Source organism: Spiroplasma endosymbiont of Lasioglossum malachurum (assembly GCF_964020065.1).
Taxonomy (GTDB): Bacteria; Bacillota_I; Bacilli_A; order Mycoplasmatales; family VBWQ01; genus Spiroplasma_E.
In genome coordinates this window covers 1,188,175-1,214,455 of sequence record NZ_OZ026534.1, presented here as the reverse complement: position 1 = coordinate 1,214,455, position 26,281 = coordinate 1,188,175, and the positions used below count along the sequence as shown (strand labels likewise).

Here is a 26,281-nt window from a genome sequence, read left to right as displayed (position 1 = left end):
CCTTACTTTTTTCTAAACTAAATTTAGCATTATGAAATTTTTATATGAGAATTTTTTGCAATTTTATTTACTTGCACTTACAAGTATAATTCAGCAATGTTAAAATTATTCAAATTAAATATGTAAAATGCCTTTTATATATAAAATTATTAACAAGCAAAGTACGAAAAATTTATAGATTACATTTTATAAATAAAATAATATAAAATAATATTAGAAGGATATGGGCAACAGATAGGGTTGATTTTTATGAACGCAAAAGAATTAATTGCAAGAGTATCAGATAAAACTAAATTTAACATTCAAGATATTGAAATAGTTTTTAATTGTGTAATTGAAGAAATTAAAAATATTAACCAACTAGGTAAAGTAATTACTATTCCTAATTTTGGTACTTTTAAAATCAAAAAAGTAAAACCCTGTTTACGACGAAATAGTAAAAATAATGGACAACACGTAGTTAGCAAATACAAATATATTAAATTTATACCTTATAAAAAATATAAAAAATATATTCGTTGTAAACCAAAACTAACAATACTAAATAATGTCGACTATTAAAATGTATGACCTAAAATGTGAGGAAAACCAATGAAACAAAGTAGTATTAATAGAATAAAATTAAGACAAAAAGTTAATATAAATTCAATTGAAATGTTTAAAGCATGCTTGCAATATAATTCACAATTTCAACCGAAAGTTAAAATTGAATTAGCAAAATGGCCAATGTATTTTGAATATTGAGAATACCTAGAAAAACATGAAAATATAATTCCTTTTTCAATTAAAACATCAATTGACAATTTAACATTATACGGTAATCTTTTAAAAAGTCCCCTTAAAAATGAAAATAATAATAAAACAATAATTCTATTACACGGAATAACTAATACAAGATTTTGAATATTTAAACAAGCTTTCATTTTTTTACGTGCTGGCTACAATGTTATTTGATATAATGCTCGTAACCATGGTGAAAGTGATGCATCACCAACAACTTTTGGTTTAAAAGAATCACAAGATTTACAAGACATTATTGAATACTGTTGTAAAACATATAAACAAGAAACTACTGCTTTAGGATTATATGGTTTTTCATTAGGTGGCGCAACAGTAGTAATGTGAAGCAATTTATATGCAAAACATAAAATTAATCAAAAAGTAAAATTCATTATTTCTGATTGTATATTTAGTCGCTTAGATCGTACCTATAGTGAAAAACTATACAACTATGCTTTCTTACCTACTAATTTAATGCTGAAATTAAGTCGTAAAAAAGCACAAAAAGCATTTGGTGTTGATGGTTTACAAGAAATACAACCAATTAAATATTTAAAACTAATACCTGATATGCCAATGTTATTTCTTCATGGTCAAAATGATCACTTTATTAACTACACTAATGCTAACGAATTATTTCAAGAAAAAATTCGCTATGAAATACCAAAAAAAAGTTCATTATACACTATCCTTGATGCTAACCACGGTCAAAGTTTTTTAATTGGTGATTTAGACCACACAGTTGTTAATGAATATAATTTAGTAACTGATAAGGGTATTAGTGACACTACTTTAGAATTTGTTCAAAAATGAATCAATACTTAAGATAAACACTATTAATTGATTTTTTTATTAAATATATATTATAATTAATGAAAGTGGAGCGATGATAAAAATGAAAATTAAAGTTATTATTATTGGTGCTGGTGCGACTGGGATGGGAGTTGCGAATAAATTATTACGTAGTGAAAAAAATAGTTATAAAAACTTTGATATCCATGTTTATCAAGAAAAAAACTATATTTCACTTGGTGCTTGTGGTATTCCTTATTATATTGCTAATGAATTTAAAGATAAAAAACTTTTAAATGACCGTACAAAAAAAGATTTTTCAGAAAAAACTAATAATAAAAATAAAATTAAAATTCATTTAAATCAAAATGTTATTAAAGTCGATACAGCAAAACAAGAAATTCATGTCAAAAAAACAATAGACGATAAAACTAAAGCAAAAGTTGTATCTTATCATGCCTTAGTTATTGCAACAGGAGCCAAACCAAAAATTCCGCCACCTTTTAGTCATGGTATTTTACCACATAATGTTTATAATGTTTTTACTAAAGAAGATGCCATAAATCTAAAAAAAGCAATGAAAAATGCTAAAAAAATAGTTATTATTGGTGGTGGATTTATTGGCATGGAAATGGCAAAAGCGTGCTTAAAACAAAAAAAAGATGTCACAATCGTTGAAATGAAAGATCGATTAATGGCAGACGTTGTTGATAAAGAATTTAGTCAATTAATTTATGATGAACTAACCAAAAAAATATTAATCGCTGAATTATACTTGTAAGTGCAAGTAAATAAAATTGCAAAAAATTCTCATATAAAAATTTCATAATGCTAAATTTAGTTTAGAAAAAAGTAAGGAGTTTTTATATGAGTTATAAACATCTTGGCATAGATGAAAGGATTTATATTGAGAATCAATTGAAATTTAAATTTAAAATTAGTGAAATAGCTAAAAATCTTAATCGAAGTATTAGTACTATTATTCGAGAAATTAATAGAAATAAAGATAATAATCATTATTTTTCATTAATTGCACAAAATAAAGCTGAAAATCGAAAATAATCACATATTAGTTTTCATAAGTTTAAAAATAAGAATTTAGTAAAATATGTACAACAAAAATTACTATTAGGTTGATCACCTGAACAAATTTATGGCAGAATTAAAAATTTTCATAAAGAGTGAGTTATTAGTTTTAAAACAATTTATACTTGAATTTATTTTAGAATGCTTGATAAAGTTACTAGTAAAAATTTAAGAAGAAAAGGTAAAAAACGAAAATCTAAAGAAAATCGTGGCAAGTTTAATGGTAAATCAATTAAAGAATGAGATATAAATGTTAATGATCGTATAACACTTGGTCATTGAGAAGGAGATACTATAGTATCATCAAGAGGCAAAAGCAAATCATGTTTAATAACTTTAGTTGAAAGAGTATCACGATTTACTTTAGCAATATTAGTTAAAAACAGAACTACTAAAGTTATTAATAAAAATGTCAGTTATTATTTATCAATTCTTCCTAAAAACATTGTTAAAACTATTACTTTTGATCGTGGCAAAGAATTTTCAAATTGACAACAACTTGAAAAAAATTTAGATGTAAAAATTTATTTTGCCAATCCATATTCACCTTGACAAAGAGGTACTAATGAAAATACTAATGGTTTAATTAGAGAAAAATTTCCTAAAAAATTTATTTTTTCAAAAACTAATAAAAATGAAGTTCATAAATTTATATTGTCTTTAAATCAAAGACCGAGAAAAATATTAAATTATCTTTCACCAATCGAATATTTGGATAGAAAAATAATTTAGTTACACTTACCTTTACAATTTAGCAATTTTTATTTAATATTCTTATAATAAAAATTTATATTTTTAAAAGTAAAAAAAATTTTTTGTATAATTTATTCATACAAGGTTTTTTATTAAGAGGGGATTCAGAATGACAAAGATTAAAATACATATCTTAAAAATTGAAAAATGAAATCAAAATTTAGGAAAAGAAGCAACACTAAATGATGATGATATAAAAGATATAAATGAGAATGAGAATATAGAGAAAATTAATGATGATATTATTGCAAAATCACCTACGTTTTCATAATCATATTTTTATTGTATATTTATTAAAATTTTTTAATAAAAAATACTAAATATGAATTAAGTAAAATGATATAATTTATATATAATTTACTTGTTAAATTATATAAGTTTGAGAGGTAAAAAAATGAATGGCAATAAAAATGAAATGAAAATAAAACTCAAAGAAATTTATTTATTAAAATATAAAACAAATCAAAGTGATGACATAAAATATAAAGCATTTGAAACATTAGAATTAGCAACACTATTTCATCTAAGTTTTAAAGAAATAGTGACAAAATTTGGATATCCTAATCGCGAAATTATTCACTATGAAATTATTGTAATACCATTTAATTTAGATGCAAGTAGAATATTGAATCAAATTAATAAATCAAAATAATATTAAGAAAATATTTGAATATTTTCTTAATATTATTCATTTATATAATTAATTAAAACTTTGCTTATACAATCAATAATTGTAAAAACAATATAAATTTGTTATCATTTTTACATAAAATAATATAGTTCTTAACTTATTATTTTTATTATCTAAAAATGTTTTTTTTATATTTAAAGAGGTATCAAAATGAAAAAAGTTAAAATATTACAGTTAACAACTATAATATTATTTGCAATCACGGTTTTAATTACAATTACTGGTTTATACTTAATTTGATTTAGTAACTTTTATTTTAAATTCCATAATAAGGAACAATGTCATTCAAATTTTAAAGATGGATATACAATATTAAAACATTTTGGTTTAAATTATACTATTAGCACTTCGGCAAGTTCTTTCTGTAACTTAAATCATTTTCCTGATAATTACTATCCTTGAATTCAATTACAGATTGGAGTTATCTTTTGTATAATTATCGTTCCAATTTTATTATATACAGTATTTCTATTCATAGTAATTATTTTTATTTTTAAAATAAAAGAAAAAAATAATAATTTTTGAGATGCAATCGAAAATTGTGAAATTATTAATAATTACTATGTTCATTAATTTTTATTAATATACTTTATCTTATTAATAATTTAAAAACTAAATATTTTCTAAATATTATAATATTTTTATTATAATGTTTTTTATTTTTTTTAATAATTGCTGAATTATACTTGTAAGTGCAAGTAAATAAAATTGCAAAAAATTCTCATATAAAAATTTCATAATGCTAAATTTAGTTTAGAAAAAAGTAAGGAGTTTTTATATGAGTTATAAACATCTTGGCATAGATGAAAGGTTTATATTGAGAATCAATTGAAATTTAAATTTAAAATTAGTGAAATAGCTAAAAATCTTAATCGAAGTATTAGTACTATTATTCGAGAAATTAATAGAAATAAAGATAATAATCATTATTTTTCATTAATTGCACAAAATAAAGCTGAAAATCGAAAATAATCACATATTAGTTTTCATAAGTTTAAAAATAAGAATTTAGTAAAATATGTACAACAAAAATTACTATTAGGTTGATCACCTGAACAAATTTATGGTAGAATTAAAAATTTTCATAAAGAGTGAGTTATTAGTTTTAAAACAATTTATACTTGAATTTATTTTGGAATGCTTGATAAAGTTACTAGTAAAAATTTAAGAAGAAAAGGTAAAAAACGAAAATCTAAAGAAAATCGTGGCAAGTATAATGGTAAATCAATTAAAGAACGAGATATAAATGTTAATGATCGTATAACACTTGGTCATTGAGAAGGAGATACTATAGTATCATCACGAGGTAAAAGCAAATCATGTTTAATAACTTTAGTTGAAAGAGTATCACGATTTACTTTAGCAATATTAGTTAAAAACAGAACTACTAAAGTTATTAATAAAAATGTCAGTTATTATTTATCAATTCTTCCTAAAAACATTGTTAAAACTATTACTTTTGATCGTGGCAAAGAATTTTCAAATTGACAACAACTTGAAAAAAATTTAGATGTAAAAATTTATTTTGCCAATCCATATTCACCTTGACAAAGAGGTACTAATGAAAATACTAATGGTTTAATTAGCAATAGATATTTTTAACATATTATTGTTCCTTTCAAAATCATTAAATTTTATGTATATAAAATTTCAATACTTATTATAGTTAACACTTTTGAATGTTAACAATTAAATATTATTTTATATTATATAAAATTACAATTGTTAATAAGTGGTTGAACATTAAATTTAGTTATTAAGAAGTTAATATATTTTTGTTATCATTAAATTAATTTTTATTTTAAAAAGTGATAATCTTTTTATATAAAATAGGAGGTAATTTATTGAAATATGTAATTGTTATTATGAAAATTGTAATTGAAATTTCTGCAAAAAATAAGATTACGATTAAAAACACAAAAATTCCTAAAATTTATATAGTAAATTTTTGAAGTATAGTTTAATTATTAATTATACTTTTGGTTAGTTAGTATTTTATATATTTTAAATTTTATTATTTTCTATTATATAATGTTTAAGTATAAAAATAAGACAGTTAAGAATAAGTAATTATTTAATTATTATTGTATTACTTTACTAAAAGTAATATTAATATTAATTTTTAAAATTATAGATAGTATTTTATATTTAATAATTAGGTAGTTTAGTTTTTCTTAATTATGTTTTTATATAGAAAAAACCATTATCAATATATAATATCTTTATCTTTAAGATTATTATTGTCTTGATATATTATATTAGGTATAATATAAAAGACTATAAAAATTATAAGAGATTTTATTTTATATAAATTTAATTTATTATTAATATAATAGGGGTGATTATGTGGAGAAAGATAAAGATATTATGAACATTATTAAAAAAGCATTATCAGAAAGTATTTTATCTGTACCAGGTGTTGCCAATATTTATGAAAAAGATAATAATTATGGAATTAAAGTTAACAAGTCTGATTTAGGTTGAATTATTGATATTAATATAGTTTGTTTTTTTAATAATAATATTTGAAATATTATGAATCAAACTCAGAAAAATTTAAAATATATTGTTGAAAAGATTATTAAACATCAAGACTATATAGTACTTAACATTTTTGTTCATGATTTAATTGAAGAATAAAAGAAAATATAAGGTGAAATTAAATGAAAAAAATTGATATTAAAACCTTAAAAGTTATGCTTATTAGCGGTGCTAATAATCTTTATAATCATCATTTTGAAGTTGATAAATTAAATGTTTTCCCAGTACCTGATGGTGATACTGGAACAAATATGAATTTAACAATGATGAATGGTATAAAAGAATTAAATGGCAAAGAATATGATAGTTTAAAAACATTTGCTACTACTTTTTCTCGTGGTTTAATGATGGGTGCGCGTGGTAATTCTGGAGTTATTTTATCTCAAATTTTTCGTGGTTTTTTTCAAACTATAAAAACAAAAGATTTAAAAAATGATTTCATTAGTAATGAGGATTTATTAAAATTTTGAAAAAGTGCGCAAGATTATGCATATCGTGCAGTTATGAAACCAGTAGAAGGTACTATTCTTACTATTATTAAAGATGGTGCTAATTATATTAACGAATTAGAAATAACAGGCAAAGATTCGCTTTATATTTTTGAAAAATTACTAGAAGGAATGAATGAATCATTAAAAAGAACACCTGATTTATTGCCAATTTTAAAAAAAGTAGGAGTTGTTGATTCGGGTGGTGCTGGTTTAGTTTATATTGTTGAAGGTATGGTGTATGGTTTAAAGCATGGTAAAGCTATTTCACCAAAGAAAAAATTAGAACAACAAGATACAGCAAAATTAGAAATGGTTTTAAATCAAGAAAACTTTGGTTATTGTTCAGAAGTTATTGTAAAACTAAATAAAGTTAGTAAGTTAGATTTTAATTTAAGCAAAACACGAACTGATTTAGAAACAATGGATGGTCAATCAATAGTTTTAGTAGATGATGAAGATTTAATCAAAGTTCATGTTCATACTTTAAAACCAGGTCAAATTTTAAATTATTTTCAGAAATTTGGTGAAATTTTAAAAGTAAAAATTGAAAATATGACCGAACAGGCAAAAGCACATACACAAACTATTAAACCAATTCGTAAATTAAATAATAAATTTGCTTTAATTGCTGCTGTTCCTGGTAGAGGAATTGAAACCTTTTTTAGAGATGAATTAAAGGTTAACAATATTATTATGTATTCAAAAAGAATTAATCCATCAACAGATGACTTTTTAAAGGCAATTGAAATTGTCGATGCAAAAAATGTCTTTATTTTGCCAAATGATAGTAATTTATTTTTAGCAGCAGAACAAGCAAGAAAATTAGAAAAAAAATCAAAAGTTTTTGTATTACCTGCTAAAAATATTGCTCAAGGTATGCGTGCCGCTTTAAATTTCAATCCTGAATTAAGTGCAAAAGAAAATAATAAAAATATGTGAAGTGAAATTAAATATGCTGCTTTTGGTTATGTAACAGTTGCTGATCGTGATGTTGAAATAGATGGTATTAAAATTGGAAAAAAACACTTTTTTTCTGCTGTTAGTTTTCGTAATAAAGATTGTAAAGAAAAAATTATTGCTTCAAATGAAAATTTATTTAATGTAATTAAAGTATTGTTTACTAAATTAATTTGAGATGGTGCAGAAATAATTACTATTTTTAAAGGTAAAGGTTATTCAAAAGATCAAATTAATTTTATGAAAAAAATTTTAGATGAAGATTATGATATTGAATATGAAATTGTTGATGGTGATCAAGAAGTTTATAACTTTCTTTTCGTGGTGGAATAATACTATGTTATAATATTGTAGACTCTATTCAAATAGTTAGAAAGGAGAAGATTATGACTAATTTATTATTATCCTCAGTTAATCCAAATGATCCAAAGACTTGATCAACTAGTTTAATTGTTTTAGCAAGCTTATTAGCTATTGTTGGTGTAATTTTGTTTGTTGTTACTATGATTTGATTTTTCACTTGAATTAAGTATTCTTGATTCCATCGTGAAAATAGTGCTAATTTAACTGGTGGCGAGTTATCTCAAAAATATTTAAAAACATACGGTATTAATGCAAAAAGAATAAAATTTAAGGGATTTGGTAATATTAATAGTATTACTGTTGAACCTAGGTTTTTTTATTTAAGGCCATATTTATTTAATAATGGTAATTTTACTTTAAGACTATTACCATGAACTTATCACCGTCGTTCTATTTATACTTTAGCAATGGCAATGGAAAGTACTTGGGCAATAAGTAGTTCAAATAGTAGTCGTTTTAATACTTTTTGATGAGATTTTTCTCGTAAAATAACATTATTTTTTGTTTTAATTCCTTTTGCACTTGCTATTCTATTTGCTCTTTCACCTGCTAATTCTTGAATTACTTTATCAGCAGCGAGCGCAAATATACTTTCAATTATTTTATCAATTTTAGGTAGTATTTTATTAATTCTTTTTTCTTCAATGCAAATGATTTTTTATGCTAAATCAAGAAAAGAAATTTGTCAAAATCTTGTTGGTATTTTAAATGAAAAAGAAATACGTGCTATTAGTTGAATTTTCCAAATTAAGTTTATTTATTACTTGATTCGTATGATTTATGAAATATTACAACTTATTTTACGTGTGATGTACACAAAGCAAAATGAGAAATAATAAAAATTTGTACCTAAATTATAGGTACAAATTTTAAATTTAAAATTATATTAAGTTTTATTGATAAAACATTATTTTCAAAACTTTTATAAAATATTCTATTTTAGTAAGTTTTAAAGTTTTGTTTTTTTAATTTTACATTTAATTACTAAACTAATATTTTTCATTTTCATTTATTATTGTATATTTAAAATTTTATTTTGATAGTTTTAAATTTTAAATATACAATAAAATACACTTATTAATTTAATATATACATATTCATTAGTAATTTTTTGTATATTTATTGCAAAAATATAAAAAAGGTTTTAAATGTTAACTATGAGAGAAAAAAAAGAATATTTTAAGTTAAAGAGAATACTGAATGCAAAGTAAGTCTGCTATTAATATATATTCAGAAATTAATAAATGCTGAATTATACTTGTAAGTGCAAGTAAATAAAATTGCAAAAAATTCTCATATAAAAATTTCATAATGCTAAATTTAGTTTAGAAAAAAGTAAGGAGTTTTTATATGAGTTATAAACATCTTGGCATAGATGAAAGGATTTATATTGAGAATCAATTGAAATTTAAATTTAAAATTAGTGAAATAGCTAAAAATCTTAATCGAAGTATTAGTACTATTATTCGAGAAATTAATAGAAATAAAGATAATAATCATTATTTTTCATTAATTGCACAAAATAAAGCTGAAAATCGAAAACAATCACATATTAGTTTTCATAAGTTTAAAAATAAGAATTTAGTAAAATATGTACAACAAAAATTACTATTAGGTTGATCACCTGAACAAATTTATGGCAGAATTAAAAATTTTCATAAAGAGTGAGTTATTAGTTTTAAAATAATTTATACTTGAATTTATTTTGGAATGCTTGATAAAGTTACTAGTAAAAATTTAAGAAGAAAAGGTAAAAAACGAAAATCTAAAGAAAATCGTGGCAAGTTTAATGGTAAATCAATTAAAGAACGAGATATAAATGTTAATGATCGTATAACACTTGGTCATTGAGAAGGAGATACTATAGTATCATCAAGAGGCAAAAGCAAATCATGTTTAATAACTTTAGTTGAAAGAGTATCACGATTTACTTTAGCAATATTAGTTAAAAACAGAGAGGCTTTTTAGTAATCTGTGTTTCTTTGTTTTGCAAAGTACTAGTTCAGATTAATTCTGTCTTCAAATTTTATCATAAAATGAGCAATTGCTGTATTTCAATTTTGAATGGGCATTGTTCATTTTTTTGATATATTTTCGAGGCTTTTTAGTAATCTGTGTATCTTTGTTTTGCAAAGTACTAATTCAGATTAATTCTGTCTTCAAATTTTATCATAAAATGAGCAATTGCTGTATTTCAATTTTGAATGGGCATTGTTCATTTTTTTGTTATATTTTCAATTGCTAAGTAAAATATTTTGAAAACTGCCATATCATTTGGAAAAACTTTTTTATTTCTGATGACTTTTCGTAATTGACTATTAACAGATTCAATGGCATTTGTAGTATAAATCACTCTTTTGATTTCTGGAGGATAACTAATAAAAATCATTAAATTATCTCAATTTTTATATCAAGATTTAGCAATTTGAGGATAGTGTTTATTTCATTTACTTTCAAATGATTCTAAAGCTTGCATTGCTTGTTCTTCACTACATGCATTATAAATTGGCTTTAAATCTGTAACTAGTGATTTTCGATGTTTGTATGAAACATATTTTAAACTATTTCTGATTTGATGAACTATACATAATTGATGTTCAGTTTTAGGATAAACTGATTGTATTGCTTCTGACATGCCTGTTAAGTTGTCACTACAAGCAATAAGAATATCATTTAAGCCACGATTTTTCATTTCTGTGAAATTTGCTAATCAAAATTTAGCACCTTCATTTTCACTAATTCATAAACCTAAAACATCTTTTTTATCTTCTAAATCAACACCTAAAGCTATATAAACTGATTTGTTAATAATGCGTTTATCTTGTCGTACTTTAACTACTATACAATCAAAATAAACAATGGGATAAATGCCTTCTAATGGTCTATTTTGTCATGCTTTGACATCATCAATCACATCATCAGTAATTTGACTAATAACACTTTCACTAATATCAGCACCATGATATAACTCTTGTAACTGCATTCTAATATCTGATAATGTCATACCTTTTTGCATATAAGGAAAGAACTTGTTGATCAAAACCATCAAATCTTCTCTGTCTTTTTGGCACTATTACAGGAGTAAAATTACTATTACGATCTCGTGGTACATCAATCTCAATTTTACCTTGTTGAGTTATTAATTTTTTTGAACTTATACCATTACGAGCATTGTCACTATTACTATGTTGATTTTTTTCATATCCTAAATAATTTTGCATCTCAGAATTCAACATTTTTTCAACTAAACGTTTTGTTAATTCTTTATATAAACCCCCTTTTTTAAAAACTGTTGTTAAATCTTCAGTATTTTCTAATAATAAATCTACTGCTTTTGATATTGGATCATTATTATTAAAGTTATCTTTTTTAGCCATCTGTAACTCACTCTTTCTAATCATTTAATTATATTTACTAGAATTAATTAAACATAGTTATTTTTGTAAGTTACACAGATTACTAAACATTACCCAGGATTAATATTTCCTTTTTGAGAAATATCATAAAATAAATTTACAAGATAAAAAATGAGTATAAATGTTTTAAAACATTTATACTCATTTTAAATTTATATTAATTTTAAAAATTCTAAAATTCGATTTAATTCTTTATGATTACTATAATTGATGATTAGTTGTTTTTTATTGATTTTTACTTTAGTATCTAAAGTTTTTGATAAAGTATTTTCTAATGCTACTAAATGAAGATCTGACTTTTTATTAACATTTTGTTTTTGATTTAAACTTAATTGTTGCATCTTAATAACATCTTCAACCTTACGAACACTCCATTGTTCACTATATGCCCTTTTAGCAATAGTTACCATTAAATTAAGATTAGTGCCTAAACTTAATAACGGTTTAACATGACCCATTGTTAATTCATTGCGTTGAAGCATTTGTAAAATCTCTACTGGCAATTGCAAAATTCGTAAAGTATTAGCAATGTGACTACGTGATTTATTAACTTTTTGTGAGAGTTGTTCTTGAGTTCATTTCATTTTACTAATTAAAGTTTGATATGCCTGTGCTTCTTCAAAAGCATTCAAATCAACACGTTGAATATTTTCAATCAAAGCAAATTCCATTAATTGTTGATCTGTTACTTCAATAGTTACTGCAGAGATCTCTGTTAGACCTGCTAATTTTGCAGCTTTAGTTCTACGCTCACCAGCAACTAATTGAAAAACACCATCTGTTATCGTTTTTTTAACAATAATTGGTTGAATTAAACCGTGAATTTTAATTGAATCACTTAGTTCTTTAATTTCTTGTTCATTAAATACTACACGCGGTTGATATGGATTAGGAATAATTTTTGCAAGAGAAATAGTTTGTGAAAAAGTTTTAGCAATTTCTGGTGAACTTTCAATGTTAGTTATCAAATCATTTAAACCTTCACCAAAAATTGATGCTAAGCCTTTAGCAGAAATACGATTTTTTTTATCATTAGACATTATTTAACACCTCATTCACTAAACTTTGATAAGCAATAGCACCACTGCAACGTGGCCGATAACTAAAAATATTTTTACCATGACTTGGTGCTTCACTTAGAGTTACATTTCTTGGAATATAATTTTTATAAACTTTTTCTCTAAAATTTTTTTGAATTTCTTTGATAACTTCAACAGAAGAAGTTGTTCTAATATTAACCATAGTTAATAAAATCCCTTCAATTTCTAAATTGGGATTAAATAATTGTTGTACTAAACGAATAGTAGATAATAATTGTACCAAACCACCTAATGCATAAAACTCAGCTTGCAATGGAATAATAACTGAATTAGCTGAAGCTAAAGCATTACGATTAACTAATCCTAAACTAGGTGGACAGTCAATAATAATAAAATCATATACTTCCTTTACGGGTTCTAATTTTTCTAATAAAATATTTCTTTTATTACGAGATTGCTCTAATAAAAATATTTCGGCTCCCGCCAAAGAAATGGTTGATGGTAATAAATCTACTCCTTGACAAACTTCAGTTTTAATTATTTTTTCCAATGGAACATCATGTACTAAAACATCATATATATCTTGTTCAACTTTATCAGCAGCAAAACCCATTGAAATAGTAGCACTACCTTGTGGATCCAAATCAATAAGTAACACTTTTTTATTTTTTATACCTAAACCTGCAGCAAGATTAGTAGCAGTAGTTGTTTTTCCAACTCCACCTTTTTGATTAGCAATTGCAATAATTTTGCCCATAATAATTACCTTTCTAAATTAATAGACTAATATTTTATCCTACTAATTAAGTTTAACACTAATTTTAATTAATATTATTTACAAAGGTTTACTTTTAATTTGTTGATAAGGTCTTGGATATTTTAAAGCACATAATTTATATTTTTGAAAATGAAGGATTGTTCTTTGACCATAGTTGTTTGGTAATTGAACAGTAAATTGATTAATTAACTTTGCACCCATTGTGTTAATACTATTTTGTGCCAATGCAAGTTCTTCTTCAACTTTAAGACCCTTATAAGCAATAAATAATCCTTCAACTTTAACTAATCCTAAACATAATTCACTTAAAATATTTAGCGGTGCTAATGCTCTTGCTGTTACAATATCAAATGTTTCACGATATTGATGAGCAAATGTTTCTGCTCTTTGATTAATTATATAAACGTTTTCTAAGTTTAGTTCAGTAATTACTGTTTTTAGAAATTGACATTTCTTTGTATTTGATTCAATAATAGTTAATTGTAATTTGGGAAAACAAATTTTTAAAATTATTCCTGGTATACCAGCACCACTACCAACATCACAAATATTTTGATCCTCCAAAATGATATTATTACTAATTAAAAGAGAATCATAGAAATGTTTATAATAAACTTCCATTTCTTCAATGATCGTTGTTAAGTTATATTTTTTATTTTCAGCAATTAAAATTTTATAATACTGACTTAATTGTTGTTCCAATATTGGGGTTAAAGTTAAATTAGTTAAACCTATAGCTCAATTTTTATTCATTGCTTACTCCTAAATCAATCATTTAATAAAATACTTTATTTAAAGTAGACTATAAATATAATGCTTTAAATAATTAAATTATATTTAATTATATTTTTATATTTAATTATAATGTTTTTTTAGTATATCTTTAAAATTTTATCACATAACTACTATCCTTCAAAATTAAATATTACTAAAAATAATTTAAAACCTTTAAAATATCATTTTCGTTGGCTAAATTGTAAAGGTAAGTGCAACTAAATTATTTTTCTATCCAAATATTTGATTGGTGAAAGATAATTTAATATTTTTCTCGGTCTTTGATTTAAAGACAATATAAATTTATGAACTTCATTTTTATTAGTTTTTGAAAAAATAAATTTTTTAGGAAATTTTTCTCTAATTAAACCATTAGTATTTTCATTAGTACCTCTTTGTCAAGGTGAATATGGATTGGCAAAATAAATTTTTACATCTAAATTTTTTTCAAGTTGTTGTCAATTTGAAAATTCTTTGCCATGATCAAAAGTAATAGTTTTAACAATGTTTTTAGGAAGAATTGATAAATAATAACTGACATTTTTATTAATAACTTTAGTAGTTCTGTTTTTAACTAATATTGCTAAAGTAAATCGTGATACTCTTTCAACTAAAGTTATTAAACATGATTTGCTTTTGCCTCTTGATGATACTATAGTATCTCCTTCTCAATGACCAAGTGTTATACGATCATTAACATTTATATCTCGTTCTTTAATTGATTTACCATTAAACTTGCCACGATTTTCTTTAGATTTTCGTTTTTTACCTTTTCTTCTTAAATTTTTACTAGTAACTTTATCAAGCATTCCAAAATAAATTCAAGTATAAATTGTTTTAAAACTAATAACTCAGTCTTTATGAAAATTTTTAATTCTGCCATAAATTTGTTCAGGTGATCATCCTAATAGTAATTTTTGTTGTACATATTTTACTAAATTCTTATTTTTAAACTTATGAAAATTAATATGTGATTGTTTTCGATTTTCAGCTTTATTTTGTGCAATTAATGAAAAATAATGATTATTATCTTTATTTCTATTAATTTCTCGAATAATAGTACTAATACTTCGATTAAGATTTTTAGCTATTTCACTAATTTTAAATTTAAATTTCAATTGATTCTCAATATAAATCCTTTCATCTATGCCAAGATGTTTATAACTCATATAAAAACTCCTTACTTTTTTCTAAACTAAATTTAGCATTATGAAATTTTTATATGAGAATTTTTTGCAATTTTATTTACTTGCACTTACAAGTATAATTCAGCATTAAACCTAATCAGTATACAAATTAATAATTGAACAAATCCTATCCAAGAACATAAAAACAAACTTGAAGAAATATATCAAAATTTTCTAAAATCACAAGAATTATCAAAGGTTTTATTTAATAAATCAATAAATACATATAAACCACATTTCATAAATAAAATGAAAAGAGAAGTACTATTTATTAAAATAAATGAAGAAAAAAAAGATATAAATCTACAAAATATAAATAAATTAACTACACATGAAATTGAAATACTCACAAAAAAAGAATTACAGAGATTGACAACTGAAGAAATAGTAATTTTAATACCAAGACAAATACAAGCATTTACAGAATGACAAATTACTTGATTCACCATTGAACAAATCCAAATATTGACAAAATTACAAATTCAATCATTGACAAAAAAACAAATACAAGCATTTACAGAATGACAAATTACTTGATTCACCAAAAAACAAATATCATGATTCACAAACTTACAAATTACTTGACTTAGAAAAAAACAAATAGCATCATTTACAGAAATACAAATAAAAGCATTAACCAAAAAACAAATACCAGCACTCACAAGCGAACAAGCAGCACCACTTACTGTTTGACAAATCACTTGATTTACTAAAAACAAATACCACAATTTACAGAAACGCATATAGCAGTATTCACAAAAGATAAGATTTCTTGATTTATTAAAAAACAAATACAAGCATTCACAAGCGAACAAATACCACACTTCACAAAAGAACAAATACAAGCACTCACAATCGAACAAATACCAGAATTTATACCACAACAAATTAAAGCACTGACTGAATGACAAATTAGTTTATTTACAACAAAACAAATACCCTGATTTACAACTGAGCAAATAGCAGCTTTTCTTAATTTAGGAATACCGGTATTCACCAAAGAACAAATACAAGCATTCACAATCGAACAAATACCATATTTCACAAAAGAACAAATAAAAGCATTAACCAAAAAACAAATACCACAATTTACATATTGAAAAATGCCAGAATTTACAAATGAACAGATTCAATCATTCACAATTAAACAAATACCAGAATTTATAAATTTACAAATTACTTGATTTACGATTGATCAAATACCCGCATTCACAATCAAACAAATACAAGCATTCACAAACTGACAAATTACTTGATTCACCATTGAACAAATAGAAGCACTAACAATTCAACAAATACCACACTTCACAAAAGAACAAATACCAAGTTTTACAACAAAACAAATATCTGTGTTCATAATTGAACAAATACAAGCACTAACATAAGAACAAATACAATCATTTACCAAAAAACAAATACCCTGATTTACAACTGAGCAAATAGCAGCTTTTCTTAATTTAGGAATACCGGCATTCACCAAAGAACAAATACAAGCATTTATACAACAACAAATTAAAGCATTGAGAGAAGATCAAACACAAGAATTCACAGAAGCACAAATACCACACTTCACAAAAGAACAAATACAATCATTTGCACCAGAACAAATACAAGAGTTTCCAATTAAATACATAAATGGAATAATTTCAAAACAAATACAATGATTCATAATTGAACAAATACAATCATTTACCAAAAAACAAATACAAGTTTTTACAGAAAAACAAATTCAATCCTTTACCAAAGAACAAATACCAGCATTTACAATTGAACAAATACCATATTTCACAACAAAACAAATCTCAGCACTAATTATTTCAAAAAAAATATATGCACTTACAATTGAACAAATACAAGCACTAACATCAGAACAAATAGAAGGATTGACAAGAGAACAAATTAGTTGACTTACAAATCAACAAATAGAAGCACTCACAAAAGAACAAATACCCGCATTAAGTCCAAGAAAAATGGAAGCATTAAGTCCAGAAAAAAGAAAAATATTAAAATTATTAATTAATAAATATCAAAATCAAGAACAAAAAACCAAATCTAAAAAAGATTTAACAAAAAAAATTTACCAACAAGAAGCACAAAAAAACAAAGTCTTAGTGGTGGAAATCAAGAATATAAAGAATCTATATTATTACAAAATGTGAAACCATTAAATTCACACCTTAAATGATCAAAATCTTTGCATGAAGAAATAACAAAATATGAAACCCAAGTTCCTAATATAACAACTAATAAATTTATTAATAAATACTAGTAATTAACAATCTGGTAATGTTTAGTAATCTGTGTAACTTACAAAAATAACTATGTTTAATTAATTCTAGTAAATATAATTAAATGACTAGAAAGAGTGAGTTACAGATGGCTAAAAAAGATAACTTTAATAATAATGATCCAATATCAAAAGCAGTAGATTTATTATTAGAAAATACTGAAGATTTAACAACAGTTTTTAAAGAAGGGGGTTTATATAAAGAATTAACAAAACGTTTAGTTGAAAAAATGTTGAATTCTGAGATGCAAAATTATTTAGGATATGAAAAAAATCAACATAGTAATAGTGACAATGCTCGTAATGGTATAAGTTCAAAAAAATTAATAACTCAACAAGGTAAAATTGAGATTGATGTACCACGAGATCGTAATAGTAATTTTACTCCTGTAATAGTGCCAAAAAGACAGAGAAGATTTGATGGTTTTGATCAACAAGTTCTTTCCTTATATGCAAAAGGTATGACATTATCAGATATTAGAATGCAGTTACAAGAGTTATATCATGGTGCTGATATTAGTGAAAGTGTTATTAGTCAAATTACTGATGATGTGATTGATGATGTCAAAGCATGACAAAATAGACCATTAGAAGGCATTTATCCCATTGTTTATTTTGATTGTATAGTAGTTAAAGTACGACAAGATAAACGCATTATTAACAAATCAGTTTATATAGCTTTAGGTGTTGATTTAGAAGGTAAAAAAGATGTTTTAGGTTTATGAATTAGTGAAAATGAAGGCGCTAAATTTTGATTAGCAAATTTCACAGAAATGAAAAATCGTGGCTTAAATGATATTCTTATTGCTTGTAGTGACAACTTAACAGGCATGTCAGAAGCAATACAATCAGTTTATCCTAAAACTGAACATCAATTATGTATAGTTCATCAAATCAGAAATAGTTTAAAATATGTTTCATACAAACATCGAAAATCACTAGTTACAGATTTAAAGCCAATTTATAATGCATGTAGTGAAGAACAAGCAATGCAAGCTTTAGAATCATTTGAAAGTAAATGAAATAAACACTATCCTCAAATTGCTAAATCTTGATATAAAAATTGAGATAATTTAATGATTTTTATTAGTTATCCTCCAGAAATCAAAAGAGTGATTTATACTACAAATTCTATTGAATCTGTTAATAGTCAATTACGAAAAGTCATCAGAAATAAAAAAGTTTTTACAAATGATATGGCAGTTTTCAAAATATTTTACTTAGCAATTGAAAATATAACAAAAAAATGAACAATGCCCATTCAAAATTGAAATACAGCAATTGCTCATTTTATGATAAAATTTGAAGAAAGAATTAATCTGAACTAGTACTTTGCAAAACAAAGATACACAGATTATTAAAAAACCTCAACAATCTTTTTTTAAAAAATTATTATACAAATTATAAAAAATATTTTCTTAAAAAATAAATGCTTTAATCTAATTTACATTACTATATATTTATTTTTTTTAGATTTAAAACTTATTACTTCATCATCATTAATTTTTTGATAGTTAATATTAGAAATTTTATTAATTATTTTTTTCTCATTATTTTTAAATGTTTTTCTTTTTTTTAATATTTTTTCTAAACTGTCATTGTTCTGTTCAATCAATTTCTCAAAACTGTCATTTAAGTTTTTTACCATAATTTAAAATTCCCCTTTTTCATTGCTTAATAAATTTATTATACAGAATAAAAATAAAAACTGAATTTATTAAAAAACATTTAAAACATTATATTTATTAAACCTGATAAAGGTTTTAAAATATTGCTAGCATATAATTTTATTGTCATTTTCTACCTGCTTTAATATAAGGTTGCGCTCAACTTTTTACCAATTCTGTATTAGGACGAAAAATCATTAATGATACTAATGCTATTAAATATGGAAACATTCCTCATAATCAACTTGGAATATTATTACTAATAACTATAAATGTTTGTGAAGCATTAATATACTGATATAAAAAAGAAAAAATAAAACAAATAATAGAAGTTAAAAAAAATCTACTATGTGCCATCATTCATAAAACAATTGCTAAAAATCCAATACCAGCAAAATTATTACTATAAATAAAAGTACTTGGAAGTACATAAACAAATAAAGCACCCGAAAAACAAGCTAAAGAACTAGAAAATAGCGAAATATAAAATCGAGAACGACGAACATGAATATAATTTAAAGCCACTGCAATTGGATTCTCACCAATTCCTCTAATGCATAATCCAAGCTTAGTTAAAAACAAAATAGCTGCAAAAATATAAATTGCTAAAAAGGTTACCAAAATTGCAATTCAAGAAAATTGATAAATATAAATACTTGCTAATGAATAATTTATTTCTCCAGTAAATGTTAATGGAAAAATTACTGCTAATCCATAACCAAAGTAATTAATAACCATTGATACTAAAAATTGATTTGTTCTAAACAATAAGGTTGCTAAACTATGAATTAAACCAAATACAATTCCGATGATAATAGTTATAAAAAATGCCAAAATTGCAATTCCACCACCAAAATTATTTTTTAATTGTGAAACAATTATACAATATGTAGCAGCACCAGTACACATAATACCATCAAAACCAAAATTAACAATTCCTGCTCTAGTATTTAAAATTCCACCTGTACATAACAATAATAATGGACAAGCAAATAATAATGTATTAACTAAAATTGTTGAAAATGAGAGTAACATAATTATTTTTTTCTCCTTTTCCTTTTAAATATTTTCTTTTTTTTAAAAATTTTTGAAGATTTTGATTCAACATTAACAATTTTAACATTTTGTTGTTCATCCTTAATTAATTCTTTTTTTCATATTAGCTTCTTTTTTAGTCTTATTAAATATTCTTTAATAGCAATAGAATGAGTTAAGTAATGCCAAATAAAAGGATAAATACCAATAATGTAAATGGTTATTGATAATACTATTATTGCAATTTCTGGATTTTTCAAATACATAAAAGCATTATTTTCAATAGGACTAATAAATAAACTCATAAAAAATGATGAAAATAAAATAACTCCTGGTGTATATCCCGCTAAAGCAGCTACTACTATCCCATAAAATCCTTCTTGAATTGGAGCAGAAAGCGAAGGTAAATTATTATTAACTCCTAAAAAATAAAGATAACCAGCAATTCCTGCTATCGCTCCTGAAATTGGTAAAATTATTAAACCCTGATATTGAGGATTTAATCTGGCATATTTTGCAGCAACGGGATTTTTAGCAATTGCGTTTAATTTAAAACCAAGAGTGCGATTATTAAAAATAATAATTGCGATTAATAAGACAATAATAGCAATAATAATACCAGCAGAAAATAAATTACTAATGCTAAAAGGTCCACTAATTAATGAAAATCTAATATCAGTAATTTGCGTTGGAATGTTTAAGTTATGATAAACATTACTGGCTATTAAACCTTTATATCCTTCTCAAGCAATAAAATTAAATAAAATAGTGCTAATAATTTCATGAATTTTAAAATAAGTTTTTAAAATTGCAATAATTAAACCGGCTAAACCACCAATTAAAACTGCAATTAATAAAAGAAAAGGAGTAATTCATTGACTATGACCACCACTCTTATAAATAGCTACTGCCAATACATATGTTACCATAGCACTAAATAACATTTGACCACTAACTCCAAAGTTATAAATACGATACTTAAAAGTAATAGCTACTGCTAATCCTGTTAATATTAATATACTATATGTTTCAATTAAATTACTAAAACTTACTAAATTAGTTAAAGGATTAATAAAAATAGTTTTCCAAAATGATAATGGATTAACTTGTAAACATAGCATTAATAAACTAACAAAAAATAGAGTTATTAGTAATAATAATGTACCCACTAATCAAAAATTTCATTTTTTAATATTTTCCAACATCTTTTAACCCAACCTTGACCTAATATTTTCCATTTTTTTATTAATTCAACTAGTAATTTTGACAAATGGTCTTTTCAAATAATTAATTGTTCTAATTATTTTTTTCTTTTTCAAACTTCACTTTGTTTGTGGTAATTGATACATTTTATCAGTTTTAACAATTATTTCATTTGTAATAGGATAATCATGTCATAGTGCTGGATTGTTCATTATTTCAACTTTAACATCTTTATTTTCCAATTTACAAACAAATTGTTTGTGATAAATAACTGCTACTCGTTGACACAATAATTGTAATAAGTACGGATCAGTATCAATAATTAAAATGCTTGAGCCACTTTCACGTAACTCTATTATCTTTTTAATAATTAATAATGAAGAATTTTCATCTAAATCAGAAAATGGATTAGATAAAATTAATAATTGTGGTTGCTCTTCAATACTTCTTGCTAATACAAATTTCTGCATTTCTCCTTTTGATAATTTATTAATTTTAATAAAAATATTATTATCGTTAAATATTTGATATTTTTTAATAATTTCTCGTACCTTTTTATTAACAACGGCTGTTTTGACAACTCCGAATTTAGTTACATATTTTTCTTTATTATAATTTCAAAAGGTAAAATTTTCAAATAAAGTGGCATCAGGAATTATAGCAGTATTACTATAATGTCCAGATATTCAATCAATTCCTAAATTACTAATTTCTTGCGGTTTAAAATAAGTTACTTCTTGTTCTTGAAAAAAAATGCGTCCTGTTTGCGTTTTAATCATACGTACTATACTTTCAAGTAAAACCTCGCTATAAAGGTTTTCATAATCATAAATACCATATATTTCACCAGGGCGAATTGCAAATTCAATTTTATGAAAATTTGAAATATTAGGTTTATTCAAAGAAAGATTATCAATATAAAGCATTGGTACTGAATTTATCGATTTTGGCTTTTTATAATTAAAAATCTTACCTCAATAATTAGTTGTAAATAATTTAGTATTTTCTTCTAATTTCATTACTTTTGCTTTACCAATATTTAAGTTTTCAATTCAAGATACTCGGTTAGCAACCATTTTAGCAAATTCTTCATCTCTAGTTGTGAAAAGGACCGTTATTTCTTCATTACGAAATGTTTTAAAAATCATTCAAAACTCTACTTTTTGACTATCAGATAAACCAACAGTTGGTTCATCTAACAATAATATTTTAGGTTCTTTGAATAAAGCACGAAGCAAAGATAATTTTTTTAATTCTTCAATCGCAAGTGTTGATACTCTCTTATTTAAATTAAGCTTAATTTTATATTTTTCCATTAAATTATTAATTTTAAATTCAGCTTCTTTTCAATTAGGAAAAATTTTGGCAATAGTTGGTTCATTACCAAGTATAATATTTTGTTTAACAGTAAGATTGTCTAAGAAAAAATCTTCTTGACCAGCATAAGCCATTCTAAAATAAAGCATTTCACTAGGATCATGAGGAAAATAACATCCTTTTCTTAAACTATTAATAACAATTTTTCCTTTAGAAGGTTGTTCAAAACCAGCAAGCATTCTAATTAACGTTGATTTACCAACGCTATTATTACCAACAATGGCATGAATTTCTTGTGTTATTTCTAAATTAACATTTTCAAATATAACACGAGTATCATAATATTTACTAATTTTTTGTAATTTCAATATTGTTTTTTCCATAATTATATATCTCCATACTGATTAGTAAAATCAATGTTATTAACACCATAAGTTTGGATTTTACTTTCTGAAGCACTAGGTATAATTTTAAAATTAGGATTAATTTCTTCATTAAATGTCTCATCAAAAATTTCCAAACCAGGCATAAAACCAAAAGCTAAATAATTAATATCATCATAAACATAATCATTAATATTAATGATATTAGATCCAATAAAACTAATAGTTTTACTATAAGTTGGACGGGAAGATATTAACCTAGCAGTATAAGCAATAATACTGTTATATCAATAATTAGTATTAATAATAAAATTAACACCATGTGTTTCATATAATGATTGGGCAATCTGACCAACACCGGCAACACTATCAGCACTATAAATATTACTTGTTACAAAACTATCATGAGGATTAGCATAAATAATTTTATATGTAATTTTTGGATTATCAATACCATTAATTATCTCAGCAAATTGATTCAAAATAGTTTGATCATAATCAATACCAATATTATTAATAATACCAATTCTAACTATCAATTTACCGTTGTCATCAACATCAAAGTTATATTTTTTATTTATTATTCCATCCTGAACATTTTGTTGAAAATGTTCAGCAATTTTACTGCCATAATTTAAATGGCTACTAGTTACGTTATCAGTATTATATCTAATATCATAAATATTATTAGTGACTTTAACCGTATCAGCAATAATATTATTAAAAAAATAAAATTTAACATTCTGAAATTGTTGTAATACTCTAATTAAGTTTTTAGTAGAATAACTACTAGTTTCACTATGATGTGGAATATACTTTTGAAAACTAGGATTTAAAATATAAACTTTTTTGATATTATATGTAGATAAAAAGTTCCTCAACATTAATGCATAATAATTATTATCTTGAGAACTAAACAATGTTACTACATGATCTTTACCATAAAAAGTTTGTAACTTTTGATAAACAAGTCGGTCATAAATGTTTTGATTTTGTGCTTGTTGATAACTTGTTATTAATAAAACTGTTGGTTGTAAATTCCAAGTACAAGCATAAATACTACTACTAATAGTAGTTATTGTTGGCAAAATTATAGTGAATAATAGAAAACGTCGAAACATAAAAACCACCTACTAATAATACTTATTTATAATTATACAAGAAATCTTAGTTTAATATCAAACAATCAATTTATTGCAAATTAATTAAACGGTTTATTAAAAAAATAATAAAGAATATAGATAAAAAGGATTTATGACAATTAATTTTATTAATAGTAATATTTGGTTTGTTATTATTTTCAAAGTTATTTTCTTTTGTTATTCCTAAAATGTAATGATGAGGAATTTTAATTTTATTTTTAGTCGCATTTACGTTCTTATTTATATCTTTTGCTAGATCATTTATTTGAAATTCTAATTTTTGAATGATTTTAAAAAACGCTAAATTGTAAAGGTAAGTGCAACTAAATTATTTTTCTATCCAAATATTCGATTGGTGAAAGATAATTTAATATTTTTCTCGGTCTTTGATTTAAAGACAATATAAATTTATGAACTTCATTTTTATTAGTTTTTGAAAAAATAAATTTTTTAGGAAATTTTTCTCTAATTAAACCATTAGTATTTTCATTAGTACCTCTTTGTCAAGGTGAATATGGATTGGCAAAATAAATTTTTACATTTAAATTTTTTTCAAGTTGTTGTCAATTTGAAAATTCTTTGCCACGATCAAAAGTAATAGTTTTAACAATGTTTTTAGGAAGAATTGATAAATAATAACTGACATTTTTATTAATAACTTTAGTAGTTCTGTTTTTAACTAATATTGCTAAAGTAAATCGTGATACTCTTTCAACTAAAGTTATTAAACATGATTTGCTTTTGCCTCTTGATGATACTATAGTATCTCCTTCTCAATAACCAAGTGTTATACGATCATTAACATTTATATCTCGTTCTTTAATTGATTTACCATTAAACTTGCCACGATTTTCTTTAGATTTTCGTTTTTTACCTTTTCTTCTTAAATTTTTACTAGTAACTTTATCAAGCATTCCAAAATAAATTCAAGTATAAATTGTTTTAAAACTAATAACTCACTCTTTATGAAAATTTTTAATTCTGCCATAAATTTGTTCAGGTGATCAACCTAATAGTAATTTTTGTTGTACATATTTTACTAAATTCTTATTTTTAAACTTATGAAAACTAATATGTGATTGTTTTCGATTTTCAGATTTATTTTGTGCAATTAATGAAAAATAATGATTATTATCTTTATTTCTATTAATTTCTCGAATAATAGTACTAATACTTCGATTAAGATTTTTAGCTATTTCACTAATTTTAAATTTAAATTTCAATTGATTCTCAATATAAATCCTTTCATCTATGCCAAGATGTTTATAACTCATATAAAAACTCCTTACTTTTTTCTAAACTAAATTTAGCATTATGAAATTTTTATATGAGAATTTTTTGCAATTTTATTTACTTGCACTTACAAGTATAATTCAGCAATTAAATAAAATATTGTTATTATATATTGCAATCGTGCTTGAACAAATATATAATATCTCTGTTGCTCTTTTTGGGACTATAGCTCAGCTGGTTAGAGCGCACGCTTGATAAGCGTGAGGTCGATGGTTCAAGTCCATTTAGTCCCACCATTATATGTGAAATTATGAAATAAACAGTTTTGTTTATTTTTTTTTATTTAAATCAAATTAAAAATTATA

General features: G+C 23.7%; 28 protein-coding genes, 1 tRNA gene and 1 pseudogene. 19 read left to right on the top strand and 11 right to left on the bottom strand.

The genetic code is table 4. From position 1 onward, the window contains the following. Nucleotides 1-249 precede the first annotated feature (249 nt). From AACK95_RS06555 to AACK95_RS06490, 14 genes are all read left to right on the top strand, one after another. Entirely contained in the window at nt 250-561 is a 312-nt protein-coding gene (locus tag AACK95_RS06555; protein WP_338980083.1) for an HU family DNA-binding protein, read from the top strand. Nucleotides 562-591: 30 nt separating this feature from the next. Beyond that, nucleotides 592-1,605 (top strand): alpha/beta hydrolase, encoded by a 1,014-nt coding sequence (locus tag AACK95_RS06550; RefSeq protein ID WP_338980082.1) that lies wholly within the window; start codon nt 592-594, stop codon nt 1,603-1,605. A 70-nt stretch (nt 1,606-1,675) separates the two neighbouring features. Then, entirely contained in the window at nt 1,676-2,353 is a 678-nt protein-coding gene (locus AACK95_RS06545; RefSeq protein ID WP_338980081.1) for an FAD-dependent oxidoreductase, read from the top strand. A gap of 86 nt (nt 2,354-2,439) precedes the next feature. Further along, a complete protein-coding gene (locus AACK95_RS06540) occupies nt 2,440-2,634 on the top strand; it encodes a helix-turn-helix domain-containing protein (RefSeq protein ID WP_338979555.1) in 195 nt (64 codons plus the stop codon). Between the two features lie 6 nt (nt 2,635-2,640). Next, entirely contained in the window at nt 2,641-3,390 is a 750-nt protein-coding gene (locus tag AACK95_RS06535) for an IS30 family transposase (RefSeq protein WP_338981078.1), read from the top strand. A gap of 130 nt (nt 3,391-3,520) precedes the next feature. Beyond that, entirely contained in the window at nt 3,521-3,682 is a 162-nt protein-coding gene (locus AACK95_RS06530) for a hypothetical protein (RefSeq protein ID WP_252319474.1), read from the top strand. 123 nt (nt 3,683-3,805) lie between these two features. Further along, nucleotides 3,806-4,063, top strand: coding sequence for a hypothetical protein (locus AACK95_RS06525; protein WP_281748997.1), 258 nt, complete (start codon nt 3,806-3,808; stop codon nt 4,061-4,063). 189 nt (nt 4,064-4,252) lie between these two features. Further along, entirely contained in the window at nt 4,253-4,675 is a 423-nt protein-coding gene (locus AACK95_RS06520) for a hypothetical protein (RefSeq protein ID WP_338980078.1), read from the top strand. Nucleotides 4,676-4,930: 255 nt separating this feature from the next. Further along, nucleotides 4,931-5,074, top strand: coding sequence for a hypothetical protein (locus AACK95_RS06515; protein ID WP_338980076.1), 144 nt, complete (start codon nt 4,931-4,933; stop codon nt 5,072-5,074). Between the two features lie 6 nt (nt 5,075-5,080). Continuing rightward, a complete protein-coding gene (locus tag AACK95_RS06510; protein ID WP_338981076.1) occupies nt 5,081-5,704 on the top strand; it encodes an IS30 family transposase in 624 nt (207 codons plus the stop codon). A 744-nt stretch (nt 5,705-6,448) separates the two neighbouring features. Then, nucleotides 6,449-6,742 carry a hypothetical protein gene (locus AACK95_RS06505; protein ID WP_174481144.1) on the top strand — a complete coding sequence of 98 codons (294 nt, stop codon included), beginning with the start codon at nt 6,449-6,451 and terminating at the stop codon, nt 6,740-6,742. A 23-nt stretch (nt 6,743-6,765) separates the two neighbouring features. Further along, the gene (locus AACK95_RS06500) at nt 6,766-8,424 is read left to right on the top strand and encodes a DAK2 domain-containing protein (RefSeq protein ID WP_338980075.1); all 1,659 of its coding nucleotides are present in this window, start codon (nt 6,766-6,768) and stop codon (nt 8,422-8,424) included. A 53-nt stretch (nt 8,425-8,477) separates the two neighbouring features. Beyond that, nucleotides 8,478-9,290: a hypothetical protein gene (locus tag AACK95_RS06495; protein ID WP_338980073.1), complete on the top strand. Its 813-nt coding sequence runs from the start codon at nt 8,478-8,480 to the stop codon at nt 9,288-9,290. Between the two features lie 514 nt (nt 9,291-9,804). Continuing rightward, nucleotides 9,805-10,422 carry an IS30 family transposase gene (locus AACK95_RS06490; RefSeq protein ID WP_338980071.1) on the top strand — a complete coding sequence of 206 codons (618 nt, stop codon included), beginning with the start codon at nt 9,805-9,807 and terminating at the stop codon, nt 10,420-10,422. Between the two features lie 169 nt (nt 10,423-10,591). On the opposite strand, the pseudogene AACK95_RS06485 reads toward AACK95_RS06490, so the two are convergent. The 5 genes and pseudogenes from AACK95_RS06485 to AACK95_RS06465 all read right to left on the bottom strand — a co-directional run bounded on the left by AACK95_RS06485 (nt 10,592) and on the right by AACK95_RS06465 (nt 15,631). Beyond that, nucleotides 10,592-11,831: pseudogene (locus AACK95_RS06485) on the bottom strand (IS256 family transposase). Nucleotides 11,832-12,022: 191 nt separating this feature from the next. Further along, a complete protein-coding gene (locus AACK95_RS06480; RefSeq protein ID WP_338980070.1) occupies nt 12,023-12,910 on the bottom strand; it encodes a ParB/RepB/Spo0J family partition protein in 888 nt (295 codons plus the stop codon). Next, the gene (locus tag AACK95_RS06475; protein WP_338980069.1) at nt 12,903-13,667 is read right to left on the bottom strand and encodes an AAA family ATPase; all 765 of its coding nucleotides are present in this window, start codon (nt 13,665-13,667) and stop codon (nt 12,903-12,905) included. Before AACK95_RS06475 ends, AACK95_RS06480 begins: the two co-directional genes overlap by 8 nt. Nucleotides 13,668-13,745: 78 nt before the next feature. Further along, nucleotides 13,746-14,441: a 16S rRNA (guanine(527)-N(7))-methyltransferase RsmG gene (rsmG, locus tag AACK95_RS06470; RefSeq protein WP_338980068.1), complete on the bottom strand. Its 696-nt coding sequence runs from the start codon at nt 14,439-14,441 to the stop codon at nt 13,746-13,748. A gap of 239 nt (nt 14,442-14,680) precedes the next feature. Beyond that, nucleotides 14,681-15,631: an IS30 family transposase gene (locus AACK95_RS06465; protein ID WP_338980067.1), complete on the bottom strand. Its 951-nt coding sequence runs from the start codon at nt 15,629-15,631 to the stop codon at nt 14,681-14,683. 267 nt (nt 15,632-15,898) lie between these two features. Here AACK95_RS06465 and AACK95_RS06460 point away from each other — a divergent pair, with 267 nt between their 5' ends. From AACK95_RS06460 to AACK95_RS06445, 4 genes are all read left to right on the top strand, one after another. Beyond that, nucleotides 15,899-16,396 carry a hypothetical protein gene (locus AACK95_RS06460; protein ID WP_338980066.1) on the top strand — a complete coding sequence of 166 codons (498 nt, stop codon included), beginning with the start codon at nt 15,899-15,901 and terminating at the stop codon, nt 16,394-16,396. 356 nt (nt 16,397-16,752) lie between these two features. After that, a complete protein-coding gene (locus AACK95_RS06455) occupies nt 16,753-17,034 on the top strand; it encodes a hypothetical protein (protein ID WP_338980065.1) in 282 nt (93 codons plus the stop codon). 135 nt (nt 17,035-17,169) lie between these two features. Continuing rightward, nucleotides 17,170-17,817 (top strand): hypothetical protein, encoded by a 648-nt coding sequence (locus tag AACK95_RS06450; RefSeq protein ID WP_338980064.1) that lies wholly within the window; start codon nt 17,170-17,172, stop codon nt 17,815-17,817. Nucleotides 17,818-18,025: 208 nt separating this feature from the next. Then, nucleotides 18,026-19,264: an IS256 family transposase gene (locus tag AACK95_RS06445; RefSeq protein WP_338981074.1), complete on the top strand. Its 1,239-nt coding sequence runs from the start codon at nt 18,026-18,028 to the stop codon at nt 19,262-19,264. Nucleotides 19,265-19,380: 116 nt separating this feature from the next. Here AACK95_RS06445 and AACK95_RS06440 read toward each other — a convergent pair whose 3' ends face one another. The 6 genes from AACK95_RS06440 to AACK95_RS06415 form a co-directional block, all read right to left on the bottom strand. After that, nucleotides 19,381-19,584 carry a hypothetical protein gene (locus AACK95_RS06440; protein ID WP_338980063.1) on the bottom strand — a complete coding sequence of 68 codons (204 nt, stop codon included), beginning with the start codon at nt 19,582-19,584 and terminating at the stop codon, nt 19,381-19,383. 139 nt (nt 19,585-19,723) lie between these two features. Beyond that, nucleotides 19,724-20,638: an ABC transporter permease subunit gene (locus AACK95_RS06435; RefSeq protein WP_338980061.1), complete on the bottom strand. Its 915-nt coding sequence runs from the start codon at nt 20,636-20,638 to the stop codon at nt 19,724-19,726. A gap of 2 nt (nt 20,639-20,640) precedes the next feature. Then, on the bottom strand, nt 20,641-21,843 hold the full coding sequence (locus tag AACK95_RS06430) for an ABC transporter permease subunit (protein ID WP_338980060.1): 1,203 nt from the start codon (nt 21,841-21,843) through the stop codon (nt 20,641-20,643). A gap of 3 nt (nt 21,844-21,846) precedes the next feature. Further along, on the bottom strand, nt 21,847-23,541 hold the full coding sequence (locus tag AACK95_RS06425) for an ATP-binding cassette domain-containing protein (protein ID WP_338980059.1): 1,695 nt from the start codon (nt 23,539-23,541) through the stop codon (nt 21,847-21,849). 2 nt (nt 23,542-23,543) lie between these two features. After that, nucleotides 23,544-24,662, bottom strand: coding sequence for a hypothetical protein (locus tag AACK95_RS06420; protein ID WP_338980057.1), 1,119 nt, complete (start codon nt 24,660-24,662; stop codon nt 23,544-23,546). Nucleotides 24,663-25,006: 344 nt separating this feature from the next. Beyond that, nucleotides 25,007-25,957, bottom strand: a complete 951-nt coding sequence (locus AACK95_RS06415) for an IS30 family transposase (protein ID WP_338980055.1) — start codon at nt 25,955-25,957, stop codon at nt 25,007-25,009. A gap of 178 nt (nt 25,958-26,135) precedes the next feature. Here AACK95_RS06415 and AACK95_RS06410 point away from each other — a divergent pair. Beyond that, nucleotides 26,136-26,212: transfer RNA gene (locus AACK95_RS06410), tRNA-Ile, on the top strand. The last annotated feature ends 69 nt before the right edge of the window (nt 26,213-26,281 follow it).